General features: G+C 43.2%; 17 protein-coding genes. 3 read left to right on the forward strand and 14 right to left on the reverse strand.

The annotated features are described in order from the left end of the window. Window positions 1-791: 791 nt before the first annotated feature. Window positions 792-2,807 (reverse strand): sodium-translocating pyrophosphatase, encoded by a 2,016-nt coding sequence (locus tag EO92_RS03310; RefSeq protein WP_048169279.1) that lies wholly within the window; start codon window positions 2,805-2,807, stop codon window positions 792-794. 1,049 nt (window positions 2,808-3,856) lie between these two features. On the opposite strand from EO92_RS03310, the gene EO92_RS03315 reads away from it, so the two are divergent. Next, complete coding sequence (locus tag EO92_RS03315) at window positions 3,857-5,884, forward strand: sodium-translocating pyrophosphatase (RefSeq protein WP_048169292.1); 2,028 nt, start codon at window positions 3,857-3,859, stop codon at window positions 5,882-5,884. Window positions 5,885-6,412: 528 nt separating this feature from the next. Here the strand turns inward: EO92_RS03315 and EO92_RS03320 are convergent. Then, window positions 6,413-6,871 (reverse strand): hypothetical protein, encoded by a 459-nt coding sequence (locus EO92_RS03320; RefSeq protein ID WP_048136516.1) that lies wholly within the window; start codon window positions 6,869-6,871, stop codon window positions 6,413-6,415. 37 nt (window positions 6,872-6,908) lie between these two features. Then, window positions 6,909-8,390: a dihydropteroate synthase-like protein gene (locus EO92_RS03325; RefSeq protein WP_048169281.1), complete on the reverse strand. Its 1,482-nt coding sequence runs from the start codon at window positions 8,388-8,390 to the stop codon at window positions 6,909-6,911. Window positions 8,391-8,448: 58 nt separating this feature from the next. On the opposite strand from EO92_RS03325, the gene EO92_RS17460 reads away from it, so the two are divergent. Further along, the gene (locus EO92_RS17460; RefSeq protein WP_156161162.1) at window positions 8,449-8,598 is read left to right on the forward strand and encodes a hypothetical protein; all 150 of its coding nucleotides are present in this window, start codon (window positions 8,449-8,451) and stop codon (window positions 8,596-8,598) included. Here the strand turns inward: EO92_RS17460 and ftsZ are convergent. Then, entirely contained in the window at window positions 8,595-9,773 is a 1,179-nt protein-coding gene (ftsZ, locus tag EO92_RS03330) for a cell division protein FtsZ (RefSeq protein WP_048169283.1), read from the reverse strand. The genes EO92_RS17460 and ftsZ overlap by 4 nt on opposite strands. A 1,052-nt stretch (window positions 9,774-10,825) precedes the next feature. On the opposite strand from ftsZ, the gene EO92_RS03340 reads away from it, so the two are divergent. Then, window positions 10,826-11,506 (forward strand): HAD family phosphatase, encoded by a 681-nt coding sequence (locus EO92_RS03340; RefSeq protein ID WP_048169286.1) that lies wholly within the window; start codon window positions 10,826-10,828, stop codon window positions 11,504-11,506. 109 nt (window positions 11,507-11,615) lie between these two features. Here the strand turns inward: EO92_RS03340 and EO92_RS03345 are convergent, their stop codons facing one another. The 10 genes from EO92_RS03345 to EO92_RS18745 all read right to left on the reverse strand — a co-directional run. Continuing rightward, window positions 11,616-13,529 (reverse strand): beta-CASP ribonuclease aCPSF1, encoded by a 1,914-nt coding sequence (locus tag EO92_RS03345; RefSeq protein ID WP_048169288.1) that lies wholly within the window; start codon window positions 13,527-13,529, stop codon window positions 11,616-11,618. Between the two features lie 112 nt (window positions 13,530-13,641). After that, the gene (psmB, locus tag EO92_RS03350) at window positions 13,642-14,274 is read right to left on the reverse strand and encodes an archaeal proteasome endopeptidase complex subunit beta (protein WP_048136511.1); all 633 of its coding nucleotides are present in this window, start codon (window positions 14,272-14,274) and stop codon (window positions 13,642-13,644) included. A gap of 291 nt (window positions 14,275-14,565) precedes the next feature. After that, the gene (locus EO92_RS03355; RefSeq protein ID WP_048136510.1) at window positions 14,566-15,078 is read right to left on the reverse strand and encodes an HDIG domain-containing metalloprotein; all 513 of its coding nucleotides are present in this window, start codon (window positions 15,076-15,078) and stop codon (window positions 14,566-14,568) included. A gap of 10 nt (window positions 15,079-15,088) precedes the next feature. Then, window positions 15,089-15,583, reverse strand: coding sequence for a transcription factor (locus tag EO92_RS03360; protein WP_048136509.1), 495 nt, complete (start codon window positions 15,581-15,583; stop codon window positions 15,089-15,091). A gap of 119 nt (window positions 15,584-15,702) precedes the next feature. Continuing rightward, window positions 15,703-16,929, reverse strand: coding sequence for an ATP-grasp domain-containing protein (locus EO92_RS03365; protein WP_235283156.1), 1,227 nt, complete (start codon window positions 16,927-16,929; stop codon window positions 15,703-15,705). After that, a complete protein-coding gene (locus EO92_RS03370) occupies window positions 16,926-17,990 on the reverse strand; it encodes a 60S ribosomal export protein NMD3 (RefSeq protein ID WP_048161003.1) in 1,065 nt (354 codons plus the stop codon). Before EO92_RS03370 ends, EO92_RS03365 begins: the two co-directional genes overlap by 4 nt. A gap of 845 nt (window positions 17,991-18,835) precedes the next feature. After that, window positions 18,836-19,177: a hypothetical protein gene (locus EO92_RS03375; protein WP_048169290.1), complete on the reverse strand. Its 342-nt coding sequence runs from the start codon at window positions 19,175-19,177 to the stop codon at window positions 18,836-18,838. Next, window positions 19,174-19,557: a hypothetical protein gene (locus EO92_RS16610; RefSeq protein ID WP_052734253.1), complete on the reverse strand. Its 384-nt coding sequence runs from the start codon at window positions 19,555-19,557 to the stop codon at window positions 19,174-19,176. Before EO92_RS16610 ends, EO92_RS03375 begins: the two co-directional genes overlap by 4 nt. Then, window positions 19,550-20,287: a dolichyl-phosphate beta-glucosyltransferase gene (locus tag EO92_RS03385; protein WP_235283075.1), complete on the reverse strand. Its 738-nt coding sequence runs from the start codon at window positions 20,285-20,287 to the stop codon at window positions 19,550-19,552. Before EO92_RS03385 ends, EO92_RS16610 begins: the two co-directional genes overlap by 8 nt. A 726-nt stretch (window positions 20,288-21,013) precedes the next feature. Further along, window positions 21,014-21,149, reverse strand: a 136-nt coding sequence (locus EO92_RS18745; protein WP_156165716.1) for a hypothetical protein, incomplete at its 5' end; no start/stop codon positions are given.

The raw sequence follows: 21,149 nt of genomic DNA on the forward strand, positions 1-21,149 counted from the left end.
GGCAGCGTCAGATGTGTATAAGAGACAGCCATATGACCCCCCACTCCCCAACCCGCTCACACTACTTCTAACTTATTTCTAATTATGCAGCTCTTTTTTCTGTTTCTTTCCAGACTCAGTTACTTTTCTGCTGCTTTTGCGGATCTTTTAGGCAGGTCTAATTTCCTTCTTTTATCTTTTCTATTATTTCGCGGTGATTTGTTTCGTGCCGTCTGCTGAAATATCAAATATGTTATTACAGGGCAATTTGACACTTTTATTTGGCATTTTCACCTGCGAATCTCACCTTCATAACTTATTTTATTTCTAAACGTTTATTGATTCCTTAACTTTTTTCATATTTTAATTTTAATCATATTTTTATTCATAATATAATGAGATTACCTATTATATTACCTATTATATTATCTTTTCTATTTTTCTGTTTATGTTTGAATCTTTTTTAAGTCATATTCTTCTCTATAATGACTATTTATCCCATAATCGACAACTTTAATCTCTTCTTATATTGGAAGAAATTTAGTCTATAAATGTAAAATTCTCTGAAAAATTTCTATTCATCTATAAAAACATGAGTATGCCATTCTATAATACAGATGATTTTTGCAGGAAAACTGATTGAAAAATATAATTTGATTCATGGGGTGTACTTAAAAAAACGAGTCTGTTTTTAAGGGGAAATGGCCTGAAAAAGTGGATCATCCGGTAAAATAAAAAACCAGGATAAAAATGAAATGTGAAATTGGGGAAATGGATTCCCGGATTAAGGGATTCCAGATCCTTCTCTTCCCTTAGAAGAGGCCGCTGTGTATTATAAGGGATGAGAAGAGAATTGCCACCATATTCACAACTTTGATCAGGGCATTAAGGGCAGGCCCGGCAGTGTCTTTGAAAGGGTCACCTACGGTATCCCCGACTACTGCAGCTTTATGAGCTTCTGAGCCCCTTCCTCCGTGATTTCCATCTTCAATCAGTTTTTTTGCGTTGTCCCAGGCTCCTCCTCCATTATCCATCAGGAGGGCGAGCATAAACCCGACTATAATAAGCCCTATGAGAAGCCCTGCAAGTGCTTTCGGGCCAAGGATGAACCCCACAAGCAGAGGCACAATTACGGCAAGGAAACCGGGCATTGCCATCTCATGGATAGCTGCTTTTGTTACTATGTCAACACAGCGTCCGTATTCCGGCTTAGCTGTCCCTTCCATAATGCCAGGGATCTCCCTAAACTGCCTGCGGACCTCATTTACTACCTCAAAAGCAGCTTTTCCCACCGCGCTCATCGTAACTGCACTGAATATGAACGGCAGCAGTGCTCCGAGAAGAAGTCCTGCAAGCACCACAGGGTCGTCGAGGTTCAGGGACTGTCCGTCAAGGTTTACCTTGTTGCGGTAGTCTGCAAAGAGGGCAAGTGCACCCAGAGCTGCAGAGCTTATTGCATATCCTTTGGTAACTGCTTTTGTGGTGTTTCCCACGGCATCAAGGGCATCCGTGACTTTTCTGACCTTAGCTGGAAGGTTTGCCATCTGGGCAATTCCACCGGCGTTATCCGTAATAGGGCCATAAGAGTCCAGAGCAACTATCATACCTGTGGTTGAGAGCATTGCAACGGCAGCGATGGCAATTCCGTAGAGCCCTATCCCCGCGTCTGCTGCTCCTCCCACGATAAAGTACGAAGTAAGTATACCTATCACAATTATTACAGTAGGCACGAGCGTGCTTTCGAAGCCTATTGATAACCCTGAAATAATATTGGTTGCAGCCCCTGTTTCTGAAGCAGCTGCGATTGTTTTTACTGGTCTGTAGCTTGTGGAAGTGTAGTATTCCGTAATCATCACCATAAGCACCATGATAACGATGCCTACGATAGTGGCATAGAAAAATCTGATGTCACCCATAAGGGAGTTGGTTACGAAATAGAAAGCAACCAGGCTGATAATTGCAGAGCCGCCTACGCCCTTGTAGAGAGCCTGCATGATCTTCCCTTCTTTTCCTATCTTCACAAAGAAGACAGATATGATGGATGCAAAGATTGCGACAGAACCCAGTATCAGCGGGTAGAGTATGGCGTTTTCGTAAGTGCCGAGAATAAGGGAACCAAGCAGCATGGCAGCCAGAGATGTAACCACATACGTCTCAAAGAGGTCTGCCCCCATCCCTGCGCAGTCGCCCACATTGTCACCCACATTGTCGGCAATAACTCCTGCATTCCTGGGATCGTCTTCCGGGATCCCGGCTTCGATCTTGCCTACGAGGTCTGCCCCTACATCTGCAGCTTTTGTAAAGATTCCTCCGCCAACCCTGGCAAAAAGGCTGATAAGGCTGGCTCCGAAACCAAATCCGACAACTAAGTCAACGTTCCCATAGAGGATGTAAAAGCCACTTGTCCCGAGCAGTGCAAGTCCTACCACTGCAAGTCCTGTTACAGCCCCCCCACGGAATGCAACTGACATGGCTTTTTCAATTCCGTTTGATGCAGCATGAGCAGTCCGGACGTTTGCCCTGACTGAGACGCTCATTCCTATATAACCGGCAGCAGCCGAACTTATGGCACCTGCCAGGAATCCTATGGCCATTTTCAGCCCATCATCGAGCAAAATAAGAATCAGGAACGCGAGAATGATCGAAACTACTGCAATCGTTTTGTACTGGCGATTTAGATAAGCCATAGCCCCTTCCTGAATTGCACCGGCTATTTCCTGCATTTTCTCATTGCCGGTATCTTCTTTCAGGACGCTTTTTGCGAAAAAAGCAGCGAAGACCAAACTTATAATGCCTGCTAAAGGAGCAATAAATATTAAACCTTCCATAAATTTCCTATCCTTTGGTTTTGATACCCTTTCACATTATCATTTTTTTATAATTCCTTTTCAGAGTTCCTATCCTTTAGCTTCAATCTCTCTCATTATCTCCAATATGTATTTATTTTTATTTTATAACGATTTTTACATATCAATCTAGTATTAATTCTAAAATATTATTTTGAATTGGTAAAGCCTCATCTTCGATGACAGCGTAAATAGTTATTTTTTATATAAACGTTTGCGCTCCTTTGCCTCATCAAAGGTCCCTTTCAACTCCCTAAAATACGACCATTTTTTTTCCTATAATAGATATTAATAAAATTCAAATCTGCAGGATCGAGGGGGACATGTCAGGGGGCAAAAAGAGGGTTTGATAAGGGTTTTCTGAATATAATCTCCGGAGAAACCAGTGATTTTATCCTGCGTCTTTTTCGGTAATTTTTTTGACACTCTCAGTTCCGGCTATAATTATGTAAAGAAATAGTGGATAAGACTGGAAATGTGAACGAAGAGACCATCTTTTCCTTTTGCTCATCTAATTTGGATATATATTTATTCTACTAACAAGGTAATAAGTTTCCGTATTCATCTGGCGAGGGAGAAACCCGGGTTTTTGCCCTGAGATAAATGGGTCAGACCCAGATATGAGCAGGGACCGTTTGACCGTTTAACTCCCAGAGGTCTCCTTTATCAGTAAGAGTTGTTTAACCAGGATGAATCGCCTGAATAATTGGACTGTTTAACCAGCAAAAGTCGTCTAAATCACAGGAGTTGTCTTAAAACACAAACCGATAACAAAAAAGAAGGAAAAGTCTAATCTATAAGACCGGCGGAATATTACTGTCGAGTAGATTTATATAAAATTGTAACAACGTGTCAATTCGCAATGAAATATTTTTGTTGTGCGTGGGCTGAATTCTCAGTTTCTCCAGAGTTTCAATGGAAAATCCAGTATCAATTTATATACAAAGACCCATCTATTATCACAAAAATACTTCTGAGGATATCTTTATTGAAATGTTCCTGATGTGTTTTCTGGTAGGATGGTTGAAATTATGGATATGTTAATCTACCTTGCACCAATATGTGCTCTTATTGGTCTGATTTTTGCAGGTATCTCCTACAAAAACGTCCAAAACGAAGGCGAAGGTAATGATCTTATTAAGAAAATTACTGCGTTAATTCACGATGGAGCCATGGTCTATCTTAACAGGCAATATCGTGCAATCGCTGTTTTTGTCGTTTTCCTTGCAATTGTAATTGCATTAATTCTGCCTAACGGAGTTCTCACTGCAGCATGTTTTGTTTTTGGTGCAGTGCTTTCCGCAACAGCTGGATATGCAGGGATGCTTACGGCTACTATTGCGAATGGGCGGACCACAAATGCTGCCACAAGGGGTATTGGTCCTGCTTTCAAGGTTTCATTTGCATCCGGTGCCGTTATGGGGATGAGTGTTGTAGGTCTTGGTCTTTTTGGGCTGTCTGTTTCATTTATAATTCTTTCAAGTGCCTTAGATCTGGGTCTGCTCACCACCGTGAACATTGTTGCGGGCTTTTCACTCGGAGCTTCGTCTATCGCTCTCTTTGCTCGCGTAGGCGGCGGGATATTTACCAAAGCTGCTGATGTCGGTGCAGACCTTGTAGGCAAGGTCGAAGCCGGGATCCCGGAAGATGACCCGAGAAACCCTGCTGTAATTGCTGACAATGTCGGAGATAATGTCGGAGACATTGCCGGAATGGGGGCTGACCTCTATGAATCATATGTAGGCTCAATCCTTGCAACGATGCTTCTTGCAGCATCAACAGCAGCAACTACTTTCCCTGGCATCCCGGTTCAGAACGTTGTTCTAGTTCCGCTGGTTATTTCAGCTGTTGGAATTCTTGCATCTATTATCGGTACTTTTTTTGTCCGTACAAACAAGACCGAGTCTTCAGCAATCCACATGGCATTTAATATGGGGTTGATTGCTGCAATCGTTCTTACTGTCATTGCTTCATACTTCGTTACAGGCCAACTTCTTGGAGAGTACGGGCTGAACGTATTCTTTGCAACCGTTGCAGGGCTTGTTGCAGGTTTCCTCATCGGGCAGATTACGGAGTACTACACATCGTATGATAAAAAGCCGACTCTCAGGGTTGCAAATTCCTGTCAGACAGGCTCAGCTACAAACATCATCACAGGTTTTTCAAAAGGGATGGAATCAACTATCTGGCCTGTTATTATCATCAGTGCTGCAATCTATATCTCTTTCCATCTCGCCGGACTCTACGGCATAGCTATTGCAGCTGTCGGAATGCTTGCAACGCTCGGGATCTCCCTCTCAGTCGATGCATACGGCCCCGTAGCTGATAACGCAGGAGGCATTGCAGAGATGTCTCACCAGAAGAAAGAGGTGCGCCAGATTACCGATACTCTTGATGCGGTAGGAAATACTACGGCAGCTATGGGTAAGGGTTTCGCAATTGGTTCCGCAGCTCTTACTGCACTTGCCCTCTTTGCTTCATATGGTATTGCAGTGGGGCTCGATGCTATCGATGTTATGAATCCGAACGTATTCATCGGGCTTACTATAGGTGCAATGCTTCCTTTCCTCTTCTCATCAATGACCATTCTGGCTGTCGGAAATGCGGCAGGTGAAGTGGTGGTTGAAGTGAGGAGACAGTTTAGAGAGATTAAAGGTCTGATGGAAGGCAAAGCTGATCCGGATTACAGCAAATGTATTGCAATCTCAACACACTCTGCTCTTAAAGAGATGGTTGCACCCGGAGTCCTTGCCGTTGTTGCACCTCTTTTAGTCGGACTTGTGCTTGGCCCCGGGGCTCTTGGCGGACTCCTTGCAGGTTCCGTGGTTTCAGGTTTCATGCTTGCAATCACAATGTCTAATGCAGGAGGTTCGTGGGACAATGCAAAGAAATACATTGAACTCGGAAACTTCGGCGGAAAAGGTTCTGATGCCCACAAAGCAGGTGTAACCGGCGATACTGTAGGCGATCCTTTCAAGGATACAGCAGGTCCTGCAATCAACATCCTCATTAAGCTCATGAGCATTGTGGCTGTTGTGTTTGCACCCTTGTTTATGTGATTTCCTAACTTTTTCCCTTCTTTTTTTCTTTTTTCTTTTTAGCCTGGTTTACTCTTGTCTTTTAGCCGGCTTTCCGCAGTATTTTTTCGAAAATCAATATTTTTTCCTGATATCGTTTTTGAAACAAATAAAATTAATTTGGACTCTTAATGGAACTGGGTGAAAATTGAATGATATCGTTTTTTGGGCTCTATGATAAACCATATAGTTGCTTTACCTCCTGCATAAAAATCCAATAAATCCACGTTTTATTGAAAATCGATAGCAGGAAAAATTATGAATATGCGAAAATTTACTGCGGAAAGTGAGGTCACCTAATCTCAAACGAATATATAAACCACTGAAACCACTGAAAACACGGAATAAAGGGAGCACGGAGGCACAGCATGAAGTCCCCTTCTTCGGAGGGCATCAGCCCGAACGGTGGGGGTAGTTCACTTTATGTTCAAAATGAAATAAAAAAGACCTTATGTAAAGGAAGAAGACAATCTGTCTTTTGAAGCCCGGTTCTTTGCCGGTAAGGAGAGTTTAGTTAACTCCCCTTACTTGAAGCAGCTGGAATTCTATTTCATCAGGAACTGTAGCAAGGAACACAAAGGTGTTGTAACCCAGTTTCTGTATTTCTTTGATTGCATGTGCCTGGGTCTCATTCAGGTCTCTTGAGTCGCTTACGATACAGAATGACTTCCTGTTTCCCGTGTTCACAAGGAAGTTAAAGGTCTTTCCATGGGTGTTGAGGAAGGCAACCAGGTTCTTAAGCTCATCCCATGTATTGCACATATGGATGTTCCTTGATCCCATATTTTCCACATACCAGTCCCGGCTCACATAAGAGTAAGAGGCATACTGTTCATTCAATTCCTCATAGGATTTGATGATTTTATTGAGGTCTTTCCTCAGGTTTACCCATTTCCAGTTCTGTGTTGTGAAATAGCGGGCTGCCACTATCTCAAAGATTGACTGCTTATCTTCATTTTCGAGTTTCATTTTCTCACATCGCTATTTTGTCTGCCTTCCAGTGTGCTCAGAATACATCATCCTGGGCATAACTCCGGTTAAAGCGCAGGGCAAGTTCGGCTTTTTCCAGTTCTCTTCCAAGGTATGCAGCATGGTCCAGGCGCGAAACCAGCTCAAGTTCGAGCAGCGTGTCCATAACTTCCCTGGCACTCTTTCCTGCAACTGCGGCTTTCTCGTGTTCAGCTACAATCAATCCGCCGTTTCCGCTTATTCTATCCGGCACAATCCGGACTCGAATGGGACCTGCAGGGTCTACACGCCAGTTCTTCGAAGCTCTGGCCATGATTACTTTTTCAGGGAGGGGGTTTTCAGGGCGCCTTCTTTTTTCCTTTATGCAGAGAAGATCAATTCCAAGGTCCTTTGGAGAACTTTCCCTTATCCTGCAAAGCTGCATCATCTCAGAGGCTTTTTTCAGCTCTCTTATGGAACCCCGGGCTTTGTCGCTGTATTCGGGGGTAAAAAGGATGCTTGCTCCTGCTTCTGCCCCTATTCCGCAGAGTGTAGCATTTACCCCTATGGTGTCCACATCCATGAGTTCCGTTACATTTCCAGCTCCGAAGAATAACGGAACCTCAGGATACCTCCTGTGAAACTCATGGTAGCGTACAATAGATTCTGTTATATTGTGGCCTATAGGGTCAAGGACAGGGTCAGCTATGATCTTTTCAATCCCAAGCCTGCGGGCAGCTTCGATATTTTTTACCAGGCTTTCCAGACTGTTTCCTTCATCGGGAATTACAACTGCTGCAACGCCTGCTCCTGCAACTACCGGACCTGCAGTTTCCATGTTCGTGCCATTAAGGCTCAGAACAAGGTCTGCTCCTGCTGCTATTCCTTCTTTTATCAGCTCAGGGTCAAGCGTATCGATACTTATCGGAACGCATGTGAGGGCTTTCGCAAGGGATACTGTTCTCCTAACCTGTTCCGGAAGGGTGTTAAGTGTAGCTCCTATGTCGATAATATCTGCTCCACGGGCGATAAAAGCTTCGATTCTTATCTCCAGGTCCGCAGGGTCCATTTCCGCTGCTCCGACAATCTCCCCCATGACCTTCATGCGGGAATCCCCTCCTAGCTTTACCCCTCTGAGGGCAAGGGGTGGGTGGGCTTCCTCTTCGGCTTTCCTGATAAGCTCAAGAGCCATCTCCTTTCGCACATCTGCGAGAAGTTCACAGGCCGGAACTTTTTCGGAAAACTCAACTTCTTCTGCAAAATGGAGCACGAAACTGAGGTCATAGGCGTGTTTTGGGCCCAGCCGGATTATGCAGCCCAGTTCTTCCGAAGCCTTTGAAAAGTCCCCGGCTACAAGCCCGGGAAGCAGAATAAGGTCATACCTGTTTGAAAATCCTGCTTCTAAAAAGGCATTCATGAGCTTTTTAGGGGTTATAAATGCGGCAATGTCGATATCTGCTACAAGGACGTCTGCTTTTTCTCCAGCTGCTTTCCTCACAGTATTTTCCGCAAGCCGCCCTGTTGCAATCAAAATTTCCATATTTTTTAAATAGAATCGCTAATAAAAAAGAGTATCTGTTCGATAACCACTTCAAAAAATGAGTATCCGGTCAGGAAAAACCCGAGCTACCTGCCTTGAGGAAGCTTCCTTCCATAAATCTCTGATTGCTCTCCGGAAAAATCCGGAGAATAACCTGAGGGGAGCCCGGAAACCTGCGGGTCCGGGCTTTTGCCTGAACCTGTTTTAATTTATGAAATCAATAATCGATTCGTCGAGCTTTTTTCTGAGATGTCCTGTAGTTTCTCCTCTTCTGCCAGTGGACATTCTTCCGAATCTCTGTTCCTGGATGGGCTCAGCCTCGGTTCTGGACTCCAGGATTCCAGCTCCCGCCTGAGGGCCCAGGATCTGGGCAGATTGGACGCCTGTCATGATTGCCATTACCCGGACCTTGCCTTCATAATCGTCCCTTATCCTTGCTCCCCATATTACATTGGCACTTGGGGAAAGTTCATAGGTAAGCATAGAGGCAATTTCCTCGGCTTCTTTCAGGCTCAGGTCAGGCCCGCCTGTTACATGGACGAGGCTTCCGGTTGCACCCTTGTAATCAACATCAAGCAGGGGGTGGTTTAAGGCAGTCCGCACGACTTCCGTGCTCTTGTCCTGGCTTTTGGATTCTCCAACAAGCATTACGGCAACCCCGCCGCAGCTCATAATGGTCCTGATATCGGCGTAGTCAAGGTTGATCAGAGAGGGCACTGTAATGGTTTCAGTTATTCCTTTCACGGTTTCGGCAATTAACTGGTCCATTACTGAGAAAGCCTGGTCAATCGGAAGGTTAGGTACGTAGTTAAGCAGTCTGTTGTTATCCAGGACAATTACTGTGTCTGCTGCCCTGCGCAGGTCTTCAAGTCCTTCTTCTGCTTTGAATACGCGGGCTCTTTCTACCCTGAAGGGGCTTGAAACCATCCCTACGACGATTGCTCCCTGTTCTTTTGCAACCTCTGCAACTACGGGTGCAACTCCTGTTCCCGTGCCTCCTCCAAGGCCTGCTGTAATGAATACAAGGTCGACATTCTTTAAAACTTCTTCAAGGGTGCCTCTCGCAAGTTCTGCGGCTTTCTTTCCGGTTTCAGGATAGCCGCCTGCTCCCAGGCCTCTTGTGAGGGTTTTTCCTACAAGGATCTTCTTGTCAGCCCTTATATTGTCAAGGTGCTGCTTATCTGTATTGATACATACTGTTTCTGCACCTTCGATCCCTATGTTGTAGAGCCGGTTTACGGTATTGTTTCCTGCACCACCGCATCCTACAATCATAATTCTTGGCTGCCCGAATTCTTCGAAGTCTTCATCGGAGGAGGAAGTTTTTCGGAATTCCTTCTCTTTTTCGCTGAATCTCATTGCTTCCTGTACTATAGATTGCAATTTATCCCCTCGGCTGGATTTCGTTTATAATGGTATCTTTATTTTTTCCTTTGACTCCCCACCCTCTATATCGGGGGGCAAATTTTTGGTTATATTCAGTTTGAATTGGGGATAACCTGTAAAAACCTTCTAAAAGATTTTCATCCGTTATCTTTAATAATTTGGTGCTCTACTAAACTTAAACATTTCGGACATATTTAAACAGTGGCCTTAACTTGTATATGAAGTTTAAATATGCCACCCATCAATTTCATATATTTTACTTTTTTCTGCCTTTACTCCCGAATTCTCAGGGCGAAGAGGCCGAAAACTTGCATAATGTTTATATACAGTAACCTAAAACTTTCTCGAAAGTCTCGTTTGTCAGGAAAGCTATCCCGATCTCGCATGTCAGGGCAATTTTTATTTTCTTTCTTACCTGTTATTTTGCTGCCCTGATCTCCCTTAATTATTGTCAATGTAGCCTCTGTGCTACGTTTTCTTTGAGACTTCCAAACTGGGATACTTTCAATTTAATGAAAGTGTTTATATTATTACTTTTAAGTAGAATTCTCATCTTAAAAACTTTTTCGGTATCTTTCGAAGATTTTAAGGCTCTTGCTTATTTTTTCCAGTGGTAAGGAATAACTGCACATAAGTGTTTATATAAATTTAAGTTAAATCTCCTGAATTTTCTGATTATCCCCTGAGATTATTTGCTCCAAAACCACTTAATTATTTTATTCAGTTTACGCCTTCTGAATAATCTGTTTCCTTTTATACAGGGAATTATAAGGAGATTTAAAACTTTTTCAAAATCGTATTATAAAAGCTTCTTACCACTTTAACTCCATTACCACTTTAACTACATCGTAATTATTTGCCTATTCTTCAGGGCATACCGGGAAAACTTTAAGACTGCAAAACCATTTTTACTTAAAGTACCTTACCTTAACTCCTTACCAAACTGCACTCAGGAAGATTCATAAATTATTCATTAACTTTATCAAATCTTCCAAAATAGTTCCCATTTCTAATATTTTTCCATTTATTTCGGTTCAGGAGCCAGAAAAGTGTTAAAAGCATTAATTTTTGATATGGATGGTGTTCTCGTAGACTCCATGCCTTTCCATGCAGCAGCCTGGAAAAAAGCTTTTCTTGATATGGGTATGGAAATCCGGGACGAGGATATCTATGCAATCGAGGGTTCAAACCCCAGGAACGGCCTCCCCCTACTTATCAGAAAAGCCAGAAAAGAGCCCGAAGCTTTTGATTTTGAAACGATCACCGCAATTTACAGGCAGGAGTTCAAACGAATTTTCGAACTGAAGGCTTTCGATGGGATGAAAGAATGTCTCGAAATGCTTAAGGTACATTTCCTGCTCTCGGTAGTCTCAGGCTCGGACCGCCTTATAGTTAACGGAATCCTTGACCAGCTCTTTCCCGGAATATTTGATGCCGTGGTCACTGGAGATGACGTGCTTAATTCCAAGCCCCATCCGGACCCTTTCCTGAAGGCAGTTGAGCTTCTTAAGGTCGGGAAAAATGAATGTGTCGTGATAGAGAACGCTGTTCTGGGCGTGGAAGCCGCAAAAAAGGCTGATATTTACTGTATCGGAGTCCCCACATATGTAGAGCCTTCAGAGCTTGATAGGGCAGATCTGGTGGTAGGCGACCACAAAATGCTAATGGAACATCTTCTTAGCCTTGAGCCTCTTCTCAGTCCTGAATTTGTTCCAGGGCACGGGGAATAAAAAAGTTTCGTAAAGTCTTATCTCACTATTAATTTTTATCGACTATATTTCTACTATTCTTTTTAATAACATTTTTTTTCTTAAAAAAAGTATTGTGGCCCCCTGGGGGTCACAGTAGCCTTACGGTTTCGAGGTTTGTGAGAGCACGTGTCTCGATCTTAAGTTTCTTGTAAATGGAGCTTGCCAGATCCACGCAGGCTTTTTCGTCTCCGTGTTCTGTGAACACTCTTTCCGGACGGGGCTGCATTCTCTTAACATAATCCATAAGCTGCCTTCTGTCAGAGTGGCCTGAGAAGCCATCTACTACCTGTACTTCCATGTTCATTTTCAGGATTTCGTTGCTTCCGTTCTTTCCTGTCATGGGGATTTCCTTCCATCCCTTCTGGATCCTGCGCCCTACAGTTCCGTCAGCCTGGTAACCTACAAACACAAGAGTGTTGCGTGGGTCATCGGCAAAGGCCCTGAAATAGTCCATAACAGGTCCTCCGTTCATCATGCCCGAGGTTGAAATAACTACACAGGGGTGAGGGTTCTGAATTATCTTCTGGCGTGCCTCATGGGAGTCAACCGGTTTGAAGCATTCGGATAGGAAGGGGTTCTGGCCTTTCTGGAAGATCAGTTTCCTCAGATCATTGTTGAGGTATTCAGGATGAGTCGCATGGATTGCAGTAGCTTCCCAGATCATCCCATCAAGGTAGATCGGGACATCAGGAATTATACCTTTCCTTATGGACTCTTCGAGCACGATCATAACTTCCTGGCTTCTGCCCACAGCAAAAGCAGGGATAAGTGCAATTCCTCCACGTTCAACTGTACTCTTAACCACCATCTGCAGGTGCTTTTCAGCGTCCTTAATTGCAGGCTGGAAGGCGTTAGAATTCCCATAAGTAGCTTCACTGATGACTGTTTCAACTCTTGGGAACTTGTTGACAGCAGGGTCAAAAAGCCTGGTTTTCTCATATTTATAGTCTCCCGTAAAGACTACATTATGGAGCCCATCTCCTATATGGAAGTGGGAAATTGCCGAGCCCAGGATATGGCCTGCATTATGGAAAGTCAGTTTAATGTCGGGGGCGATGTCTGTTACTTCCTCATAGTCCAGAGGTATGGTGTGTTTGAGGGTCTTTGTTATCATCCCTGATTCGTAGGGGCTCTTCTTCCCTTCTTTAGCCGCCACGTCGATGTAATCGAGCTGGAGCAGCACCATAAGGTCTCTGGTGGGGGGCGTACAGTAGACAGGCCCTTCGTACCCATACTTGAAAAGCAGGGGAACAAGTCCCTGATGGTCCAGGTGTGCATGGGTAACTATTACGGCATCTATATGGCTTAATGGAAATACTTCAGGAACGTAGAGGAAAGGCGTCATGTTTTCGTCAGAACCTACATTGACTCCGCAGTCAATCAGGATTCTGGACTCTGGAGTAGAAAGCAAAAAACAGCTTCGACCCACTTCTTTACATCCCCCGAGGGCTGTAACCCTTACCCACTGGTCTTTTGAGGTACACTCCCTGTGAATTTTCCTCCCCACGGTTTTCAGGATTTCTTTTCTTTCTTTGAGGTTGTTCCTCATGAACTCCCTGATGTTTTTCACTGTACGGGACTTAATAGGAGGAGTCCGGACAACTTTGGGAATCCAGCCGATCTGCTTTGTAATCTCTCTCAGGGTTGCGCCATGCTTTCCTATTACAAGCCCAGGCTTTTCGGCTTCGATGATCACTTCTCCGGAATCGGGGTCAAAATAGTAGCTCGAGATTACGGATTCTTTTGGAACAACTTCTTCAATTATAGAAATAGAGTCTTCAGGAGTCGCAAGCACCCTGGGGTCAGGACGCATGGCAATCCGTGTCCTGAGTTCTTTTGCCAGGTTGCGGATAATATTCCCGTCGTCTGCGAATTTACGGGGCTCTTCAGTGTACAGGACAAGCTGAGGACCTTCGAATTCGACGTCGGTAATTGTAACTCCTGCGGGTAGATTTTTCTCAATTTTATTTTTGAGGTCTAATAGCACGTCTTCAATAGGCATTAAGAATCTTCCTTTTCGTCAAAAAATCAAAAAGTATCTGGATGTTAAAAAAATAATATTTGAAAAAGGTGTTAGTTTATATATTAAAATAAAAAACCAACAGTTAAATTATTTAATTTAATGAAGCCCTTCTGGATTTTACTTCTTCAGGATCCAGCCTTTTGAATGCCTCCTTTGTAATTACGACTACATCGATATTTTCTCCGGAAGCTGAGTCTCTTTTCGTTGCATTGTGAATTGCCCTTATCGCAAGATCAAGACCTTCTTTTACAGTCATATTTTCCCTGTACTGGTCTTCCAGTATTCCGTAAGCCATGGGAGAACCTGAACCTGTTGCCGAGATCCTTGTCTCTTCAATACTCCCTCCCATTGGATCCAGTGAGTAGATTCCAGGTCCGTTTTTGTCAACCCCTCCGATAAGGAGCTGGACCATCATGGGGTAGTAGCGGTTAGCATTCAAGAAGTTCGACATCAAAGTGGTAATTCCTTTGATTGTCATGGATTCGTTCCTGCGCATTTTGTAGAGCTGTGACTCTACACTTACCAATCGCACAAGCTGCTGAGCGTCCCCTACCGAACCGGCAGTGGTCATTCCTACTAGGTCATCGATCTGGTAGACTTTCTTTGCAGTTTTGCTTGCGATGAAATGCCCCATTGTGGCTCGCTGTTCACTTGCGAGCACGATTCCGTCAGTACAAACTACTCCTACGGTAGTTGTGCCTTTTAGATATTTGTCATTATCCATAAACATACCCTCATAATAAGTTAAAAATGAGAAATGTCGCTAAAAAAAAATGTTTTAGTTGAGGTGAGCATTTTTAGCTTAAATCGCAGGATTTAGCAATCCATTATCTCATTATTAATATCGCTATATATAAGTCTTCCCCCTTTTTTCTAAATGCGTTCGCATTTAAAACCGGAGAATTATTTGATAAAATAATTTTTCTGTTTTTCTAATTTGATAAAATAATTTTCTGTTTTCCTATACAGGATGTCCGAATTATTCTCTATTCGGAAAATTCAGAAAATTCGGAATTTAGCGGGAAAGTCCCTCAACTTCTTCAGCGAGGTTCTTTACCCTCTGAACCACATGTTCAGATATATCCTTTTTACGCATGAACTCCAATCTTTCGTTTATCGTTATTCTCTTCGTTCCTTTTACAAGGTTGTCGGCATGTGCAACGATTTTTTCCTCCATACTCCGGGGAAAATAATCCTCTTCAGGAAGTCCAAACTCCTTTGCTTCTTCTTTTGAAACGCCGGCTCCTATATGCCGTTTTATTATTTCGGCAACTTCAGGTTCGACTCCTTTGTTTTTAGCCAGCTTGAATCCTTCAACTGCATGAGCAATTCCATGAGTCCGGCACCTTCCAAAGTCGTGCAAAAGAGCCCCTACTTCTACAAGCTCCGGATTTACATTATTTCCGGCTGCTTTTGCCTTTTCTGCGATCTCGACTGCCAGTGAGGCAACCTCCTTGCAGTGCTCGATTACATTAGGGGCGCAGCCTGATTCTTCAAGCAGCCTTATTGCCTGGGTCCGGGTAGTCAAGACCGATCCCTTATATACTACTCAAGGCATCCACACGCTTTTTCAGGACTCCCACAAAAAGGGAGTTGTCGTAATAGGCCAGGTCTTCCCCGCACATGGGACAGAGAAATTCTGTTTCAGTTGCCTCGTCAAAAAGAAGGCGAACACAGCCCTGCGGGCACGTATAGAAAACATTGTTTTCTTCAAATTCCAGGCGAGTCTTCAGGTTCCTTAGCAGTTTTTTCTTTTCCCTCATAAGCTGGTGCTCTATGCCGGAAAAGTCCAGGTGCCAGAGATATGTCAACCATCCGCTGTTTGAATCCCTCTCTCTTACAACGATTGCAAATTTATTCTCATAAAGTATGAAGAGAGTTCTTCTCACCGTATTCAGCAGAACTCCGGTCTTTGCCGCAATTTCTTCATCCGTTATCTCACCTTCGGGCATCTCTCCTATCATTTTAAGCCCTTCTTCCCCTACAAGGCTCATGAGATATCCTCTAATTACCTTGTCATTTAAATCGACCAAAGTGTTCACCTCTCAAATCCCTAATATGAATTGGACATACCAGTATTAAAGTTTACATCATGCTTTTTCTCAAAGAGATCTCTCATATCTGGAAAAAGCTGCACTTTCACAACTGAACCTCATGCTTTTCCGGCAGAGTTCAGGGGCTTCCTTTCTTCTTTCGTTCGATTTACAATAAAAGTCTTTATCTTCTCTGCCCCTCTTTCAAGAGATCGGATTGCTTCGTCTCTTGTTGAGGCGCATGCAAACAGGGAGGTAAGGGGCCAGTCAGGCTCAGTAACAGTTCCCATGGAAGGAATATCAGCGCTTTTTTCCATGAGAATGAAGTCCATGAGTTTTCTGTCTATAAAAAGTTCTCGATCCGAGTAAAGAACCCCTCTTGCAGCAAAATGTTTTGCTTCCGGCTTTTCCGGAAGTTCTCCTCTGAAGCAGCCAATATGGGCTTCAAAAAGGTTCATTCCAGTCGCCATCTCTATGGTGTCCAGGCTGCCCTGGAACCTTGGATTTACTTCTAGAACTACAGGCCCCTTTTCCGTAACCAGGAAATCCACGCCATTTGAGCCCAGAAGCCCGAGTTCAAGCACCAGTTCTTCAGCAAGGGCTTCCATCTCCTCTGCGTGCGCTGTCCTGAAAGGAGTTATGTTTCCGCAGTAGGCAAACGGTAGCTTCGAGAGCCAGGGCATCCCTATCAATTGTTCATTCACAGCAACTGACAGAGCTTGATTGTTTGTGGAAAGCAAAGAAACGCTTGAAGGAATTCCTTCCAGAAACTCCTGGATTACAACCTCCTTTTCTGCAAACTCCGGGTCCAGCCTGGATAATTCTTCTAAAGCTGACAGCAGTTCCTGCCGGTTCCTTGCAACCCTGTTAAAGATTCCCCCTCCTCCTGAGGCAGGTTTGAGAATAACAGGGTATTCGATAGAATCCAGCTCCTCCGGAGAATAACAGTGAGGGTGTGGCATCCCAAGGGCTTCAAGCTTTTTTGCAAGGTGCAGTTTGTTTGAAGCTTCCTTAGCTGCGTCGGGACAGCTGGCAAGTACCGGACAGGGGAAACTGCCTGGGTCCAGCATCTCCATTCCCGAGCCGGGTACTATGGCGTCAAAGTCAAGCCCGAAGGCGTTCATTTGAGCTATTACCCAGCCAGGATCAAGCTGATGGAGTTCGCTTGAAGTCCTGCATTCAAGGAGGGCTGATGCATATGCACATTTCTGAAGGTCAAGGTCACGAAAAACATCTATAGAGCAGACAGTGTAACCTGCCCTGCTTGCGGAGCAGACAATGTTTCGTGTATCAAACCCAATTGCAAGGATATTCTGCATGTTTCCTCGTTTTTCCAGATCTCTCATTTTTCCTGCGGAACATCGGAATGTGAAAGCGCAAAGATTCCATATTCTGTTTTCAGAACAGGGATCTCGCTTCCTGCTTCTGCACTAAAGAACATTGGCTTTTTTATTGCAACAGTTTCATAGGTCACAGGGTCAAGCACAAGAATTGCATTTTCTTCGATTGAAACAAGAACTGTAAAAACTGCATCCCCAAGATTTGCAACTTTTTCTGCGCCTTTGAGCTCTTCAGGAGTCGAAATAAACCTGGTGCCATCTTCAAGGCTTATCCCGTTGACCTTTTTTCCTGAGCTCCTTATCTGGATAATCCTTCCCCTGAACCTTATCACGTCCCCTGGCCTGAACTCCGGAAGGCGCATGGCGAAAGTAATCCTGTAGAGGTTTTTCCCGTCTTTCATCCCAACAAGGGTAGGGGACTCGGAAAAACTGCCTCCGAGTTCGTTAACGATCAGCCGGCATACCTGCCTGCTGGCGTTCATGGAACCCATGTAGAGATCGATTCCCTCCTTCAGTTCAAGGGCTTCGCTTATAAAGGCAAGGCGGTCGCCTTTCTTCCTCATGCTTTCCATGGCTTCCCTGGCAATGGCAGAGCAGCGCCTCCTTTCCTCTTCAGTAGGGAACCTGCCTGCTGCCCTTATCTGGATGATTGCTTCAAAGTATCCTCCGGACTCACGGCTGCACATATCGCAGGCTGTCCGCTGAATCCTTACTTCTGTCTCAGCTTCGGCATGGATTGGCTCTTCTTCTACGATTGCATCTATTTCGGCTCTCACCTTGTATATATAAGGCGTAATTTCTCTTGGTTCCAGGCAGAGTTCCACATCTCCGGCTTCATCGTGGATAAAAAGGGAATTTTCTACGGCTTTCAGCACCACTTCTTCTACATTGCCGATGTTTTCCCAGCGGCTCCTGTGGAAGTAAGCTCCGCAGCTGGAACAGATCCTTATGTGGAGTACAAGGGGCAGCTCAATTGGTTTGAAGGTTTCAAAGAAACAGTCCCTGCAAACGGAATCAAAAAGTTTATCGCATTCTTTGCCGCATTTCGGGCATGTGATGGAATTCATAAAACCTCAGCAGGAAACCCCTGAGTTTTAGCTCAGGGGAGGAATACGTCCACTTCCATGTCCTGCTCTATTTAATTAGTTTTTTATTAATGTAATGAAGGCGAATAAATCACCCTCCACCTACCGAAGTAGGGTAATGCGTATCCGAATTGTGGACTTCAACTTCGTGAAGTTGGATTGTTACAGCGTTCTGGAATAAGTCAATTACGGAATCCGTCTTCCTCTTGATCTGATATGGAAAGGTTTCACGATGTAAGCACTGTCCCTACCTCTCAGGATTGTTTAACTGGCATCCTTAGAGCCTGAAACTGAGGCGATATTTCAGGGTAACTATTTCTTTCCTATCATTTACCGATTTTCCGAAGCTCCTAATTGATGATCTGGTCAACCAGGGCTTGTTAGACAAGCCCGAGTCTTTAGCTCAGGGGTGGTTGACCTATAATCCTTACTGATGGTCTTCCTGGAATAGTAGGTCTCGGAGTGTTCAGAAAGTAAAGTCTCTATAGTAATACTGAACAGTTCACCTGTTAAGCACTCTCATGTTATTTAAGAATAGCTGGATTTGCTGTTCTTCCTGTTTGTTCATGCTCCTGGGTGTCCGACTGAAATGTCATTCTACCAGACCAGTAAACCGCTGCATCTAATTTCTAAACAAATGTTAAAAAATATATCGTTCGGAAACATATTTAATAGGCTTTTTCCTTATATAATCATTTGTATAATTCTACATGGTGTAGATAATTTCTAGCAGTTAAGTATTCGGGCAGGATATGTATTCGGGCAGGATATGTATCCGGGCAGAATATGCAGATTTTCATGGATTTTTGAAATTATTTCTTTCTATCTCACATATTGAATATTATAACACCAGATACGATAAACCCCATAGCAATTACTTTCTTACTGTCCATTTTTTCACAGAGCACCAATTTAGAAAGAATGAGTACCAGGACAAATTTTAAGGAGGTAGCTGTGTAAAATAACTTTAACGGGATTTCCTTAAGCGCGTACACTGTAAAAATAGTTACTATCACATACAAAATATATGCCGTAAATGTACAGGGGTTCACATACGCGGCAGTAAATTTTTTTTCAGAGGACTGGGTTGCCCCTATTTTCAAAAGTGTCTGACTGACTCCTGTAAATGCGATTACTAATAACAAATAAAATGTAGAAGAAGTAATCATGTTTCTTCTCCCAAACTGCGGGATAGTATTAAAATTCCAAAGGATATGACGAGTAACCCTAAAACGTTATACCTGGTGATCTGTTCATGGAATAGAATTGCAGAACAAAATAATATCACAAAATTAACCAGGCTTATAAATGGATAAGCATATGAAAGTGGATAGTGTATCAGTGCTTGCTGCCAGACAATCGCCTGCAGTACAAGAAATACCAGGGAGAGCAAGTAATAAATATTTGTGACCGTAATAAAAGGTGAAGCCTCTTGTATTGTCATCGCAGCGTATTTTCCGCAAATTCCACTGCCTGCCTGTAAAAGTATGGAAAAAACTATCAGGCTAAAATAAAAGATCTGCTTTGTTTTAGATTCTATTTTATTCAAAGCACCCCTCGCAGGATTTTTCTTTTTTTTTCTTTGACTGCCTGTTTAAACTCCACCATAAACGGAAAATTTGAGACCCCATGTCTATAACATCTCTTTTAAGATTTACCGTCGTTGTGCCTCCATGCCTCCAGACTACCGGGAATTCTTTAACTTTAAATCCCCGAGACTGTGCAAGAACCATAAGTTCAGTATCCCAGAACCAGTGTTCATCCTGCACTTGATCAATTAGTTTAAACAATGGGTCTTTTTTAAAAGCCTTAAATCCACATTGATGGTCATATAATTTTGAGTGTAAAAAAGTGTGCACCAGAAAATTAAACCCTCTACTGGCTATGCCTCTTTTTAAGGGCCTTTTTACATTGCTCTGAGGCATCATTCTGGAGCCTGTTGCAAAGTCATATCCTTCTACTGAGATTGATTCTATTAGTTCCTTCAGATGGCTCATATCGGTTGCAAGATCCACGTCAATATAACAAAGAACATCTCCAGATGCAAACTTAAAAGCCCTATTCAATGCTCTGCCACGCCCCTGGCGCGAATCCGAGTGAAGATGACTCACGTAGTTATGCTCCATAGCAAGTTTACCAGCTACTCTATCTGTCCCGTCGCTGCTTCCATCTTCTGCTATAATAATCTCAAAAGAAGATGTGATTTCCCTAAGAGTTTCTGCAGTTTGGTTTACTGTTTTTTCTATTCTTGCTACTTCGTTATAAGCCGGTAATATCAACGAAACCTGTGTAATGTTAACACCCGAATAATGCTTGAATACTGGTTATTATCTATATAGTACCTCTTTAGGCTAACATTTCTAAAATTTCCACTATCAAAGATCGTTTCATTCTATTTAAAATAATTTGCTACCCTCTCTTATTTATGTGTTTTTTATGCGTTGAAATCTCACTAATTGTATTTATTTTATAATTTAATTTTCTAATATTTGTTAATAGTTATCCTAACAAATTCTGAGAAATCCTAACAAAATTCAAAAAATAGTCAATAAAATTCAAAATATATAGGGAGTTTTAGTCATAACTCTTATCTTCCGCAGATGTCCTCAAAAATAGCATTTTTCTTGCTATATTTTTTGGAGAATTACTCCAAAATCTGCAATTATTATTTTAACTGAATCTTCGAGAAATTGGAATTAGAATCTTTGAATGAAGGCACAAGGTCGAAAAGTGTGGGAAATTTCAAAACCATATGTTTGAATAACTGAGGCAGTTTTCAGACAAAACGATAGCAGTAAAAATTGTGAAAATTGAATCGGCATCTGCGGAAAGTGGGCCAACATTTATTACAAAGGGGAGAAGTAAGAACTCGCCATTGTATAAGTATAATATACAAAAAAATTTGCCTGCAGCCTTTCATTATGATGCATCGTATTTTTTAAAAAAGAAGAAAGTTCCGTGTCAGAGAGACACGGATCTGTAAAGTTTTCAATTTACATTCTGACTTATTGTTTTGGAGGCCAGTTCTTCTCGATCCAGCCGGGGATACGGCCGGAGTCCATTGGACCAACCTTAACATTTGCACCGAGTGTATCTTCGAGGTCACCCTGCAGACGAGCTGAGAGACCTGGAATGATAAGG

The sequence above is a fragment of the Methanosarcina sp. 2.H.A.1B.4 genome (assembly GCF_000979385.1).
Taxonomy (GTDB): domain Archaea; phylum Halobacteriota; class Methanosarcinia; order Methanosarcinales; family Methanosarcinaceae; genus Methanosarcina.

Coding starts and splice junctions, on each gene's coding strand:
- EO92_RS03310 (WP_048169279.1), bottom strand. CDS start 2,807: ATGGAAGGTTTAATATTTATTGCTCCTTTAGCAGGCATTATAAGTTTG.
- EO92_RS03315 (WP_048169292.1), top strand. CDS start 3,857: ATGGATATGTTAATCTACCTTGCACCAATATGTGCTCTTATTGGTCTG.
- EO92_RS03320 (WP_048136516.1), bottom strand. CDS start 6,871: ATGAAACTCGAAAATGAAGATAAGCAGTCAATCTTTGAGATAGTGGCA.
- EO92_RS03325 (WP_048169281.1), bottom strand. CDS start 8,390: ATGGAAATTTTGATTGCAACAGGGCGGCTTGCGGAAAATACTGTGAGG.
- EO92_RS17460 (WP_156161162.1), top strand. CDS start 8,449: ATGAGTATCCGGTCAGGAAAAACCCGAGCTACCTGCCTTGAGGAAGCT.
- EO92_RS03345 (WP_048169288.1), bottom strand. CDS start 13,529: ATGCCTATTGAAGACGTGCTATTAGACCTCAAAAATAAAATTGAGAAA.
- psmB (WP_048136511.1), bottom strand. CDS start 14,274: ATGGATAATGACAAATATCTAAAAGGCACAACTACCGTAGGAGTAGTT.
- EO92_RS03365 (WP_235283156.1), bottom strand. CDS start 16,929: ATGAGAGATCTGGAAAAACGAGGAAACATGCAGAATATCCTTGCAATT.
- EO92_RS03370 (WP_048161003.1), bottom strand. CDS start 17,990: ATGAATTCCATCACATGCCCGAAATGCGGCAAAGAATGCGATAAACTT.
- EO92_RS03375 (WP_048169290.1), bottom strand. CDS start 19,177: ATGATTACTTCTTCTACATTTTATTTGTTATTAGTAATCGCATTTACA.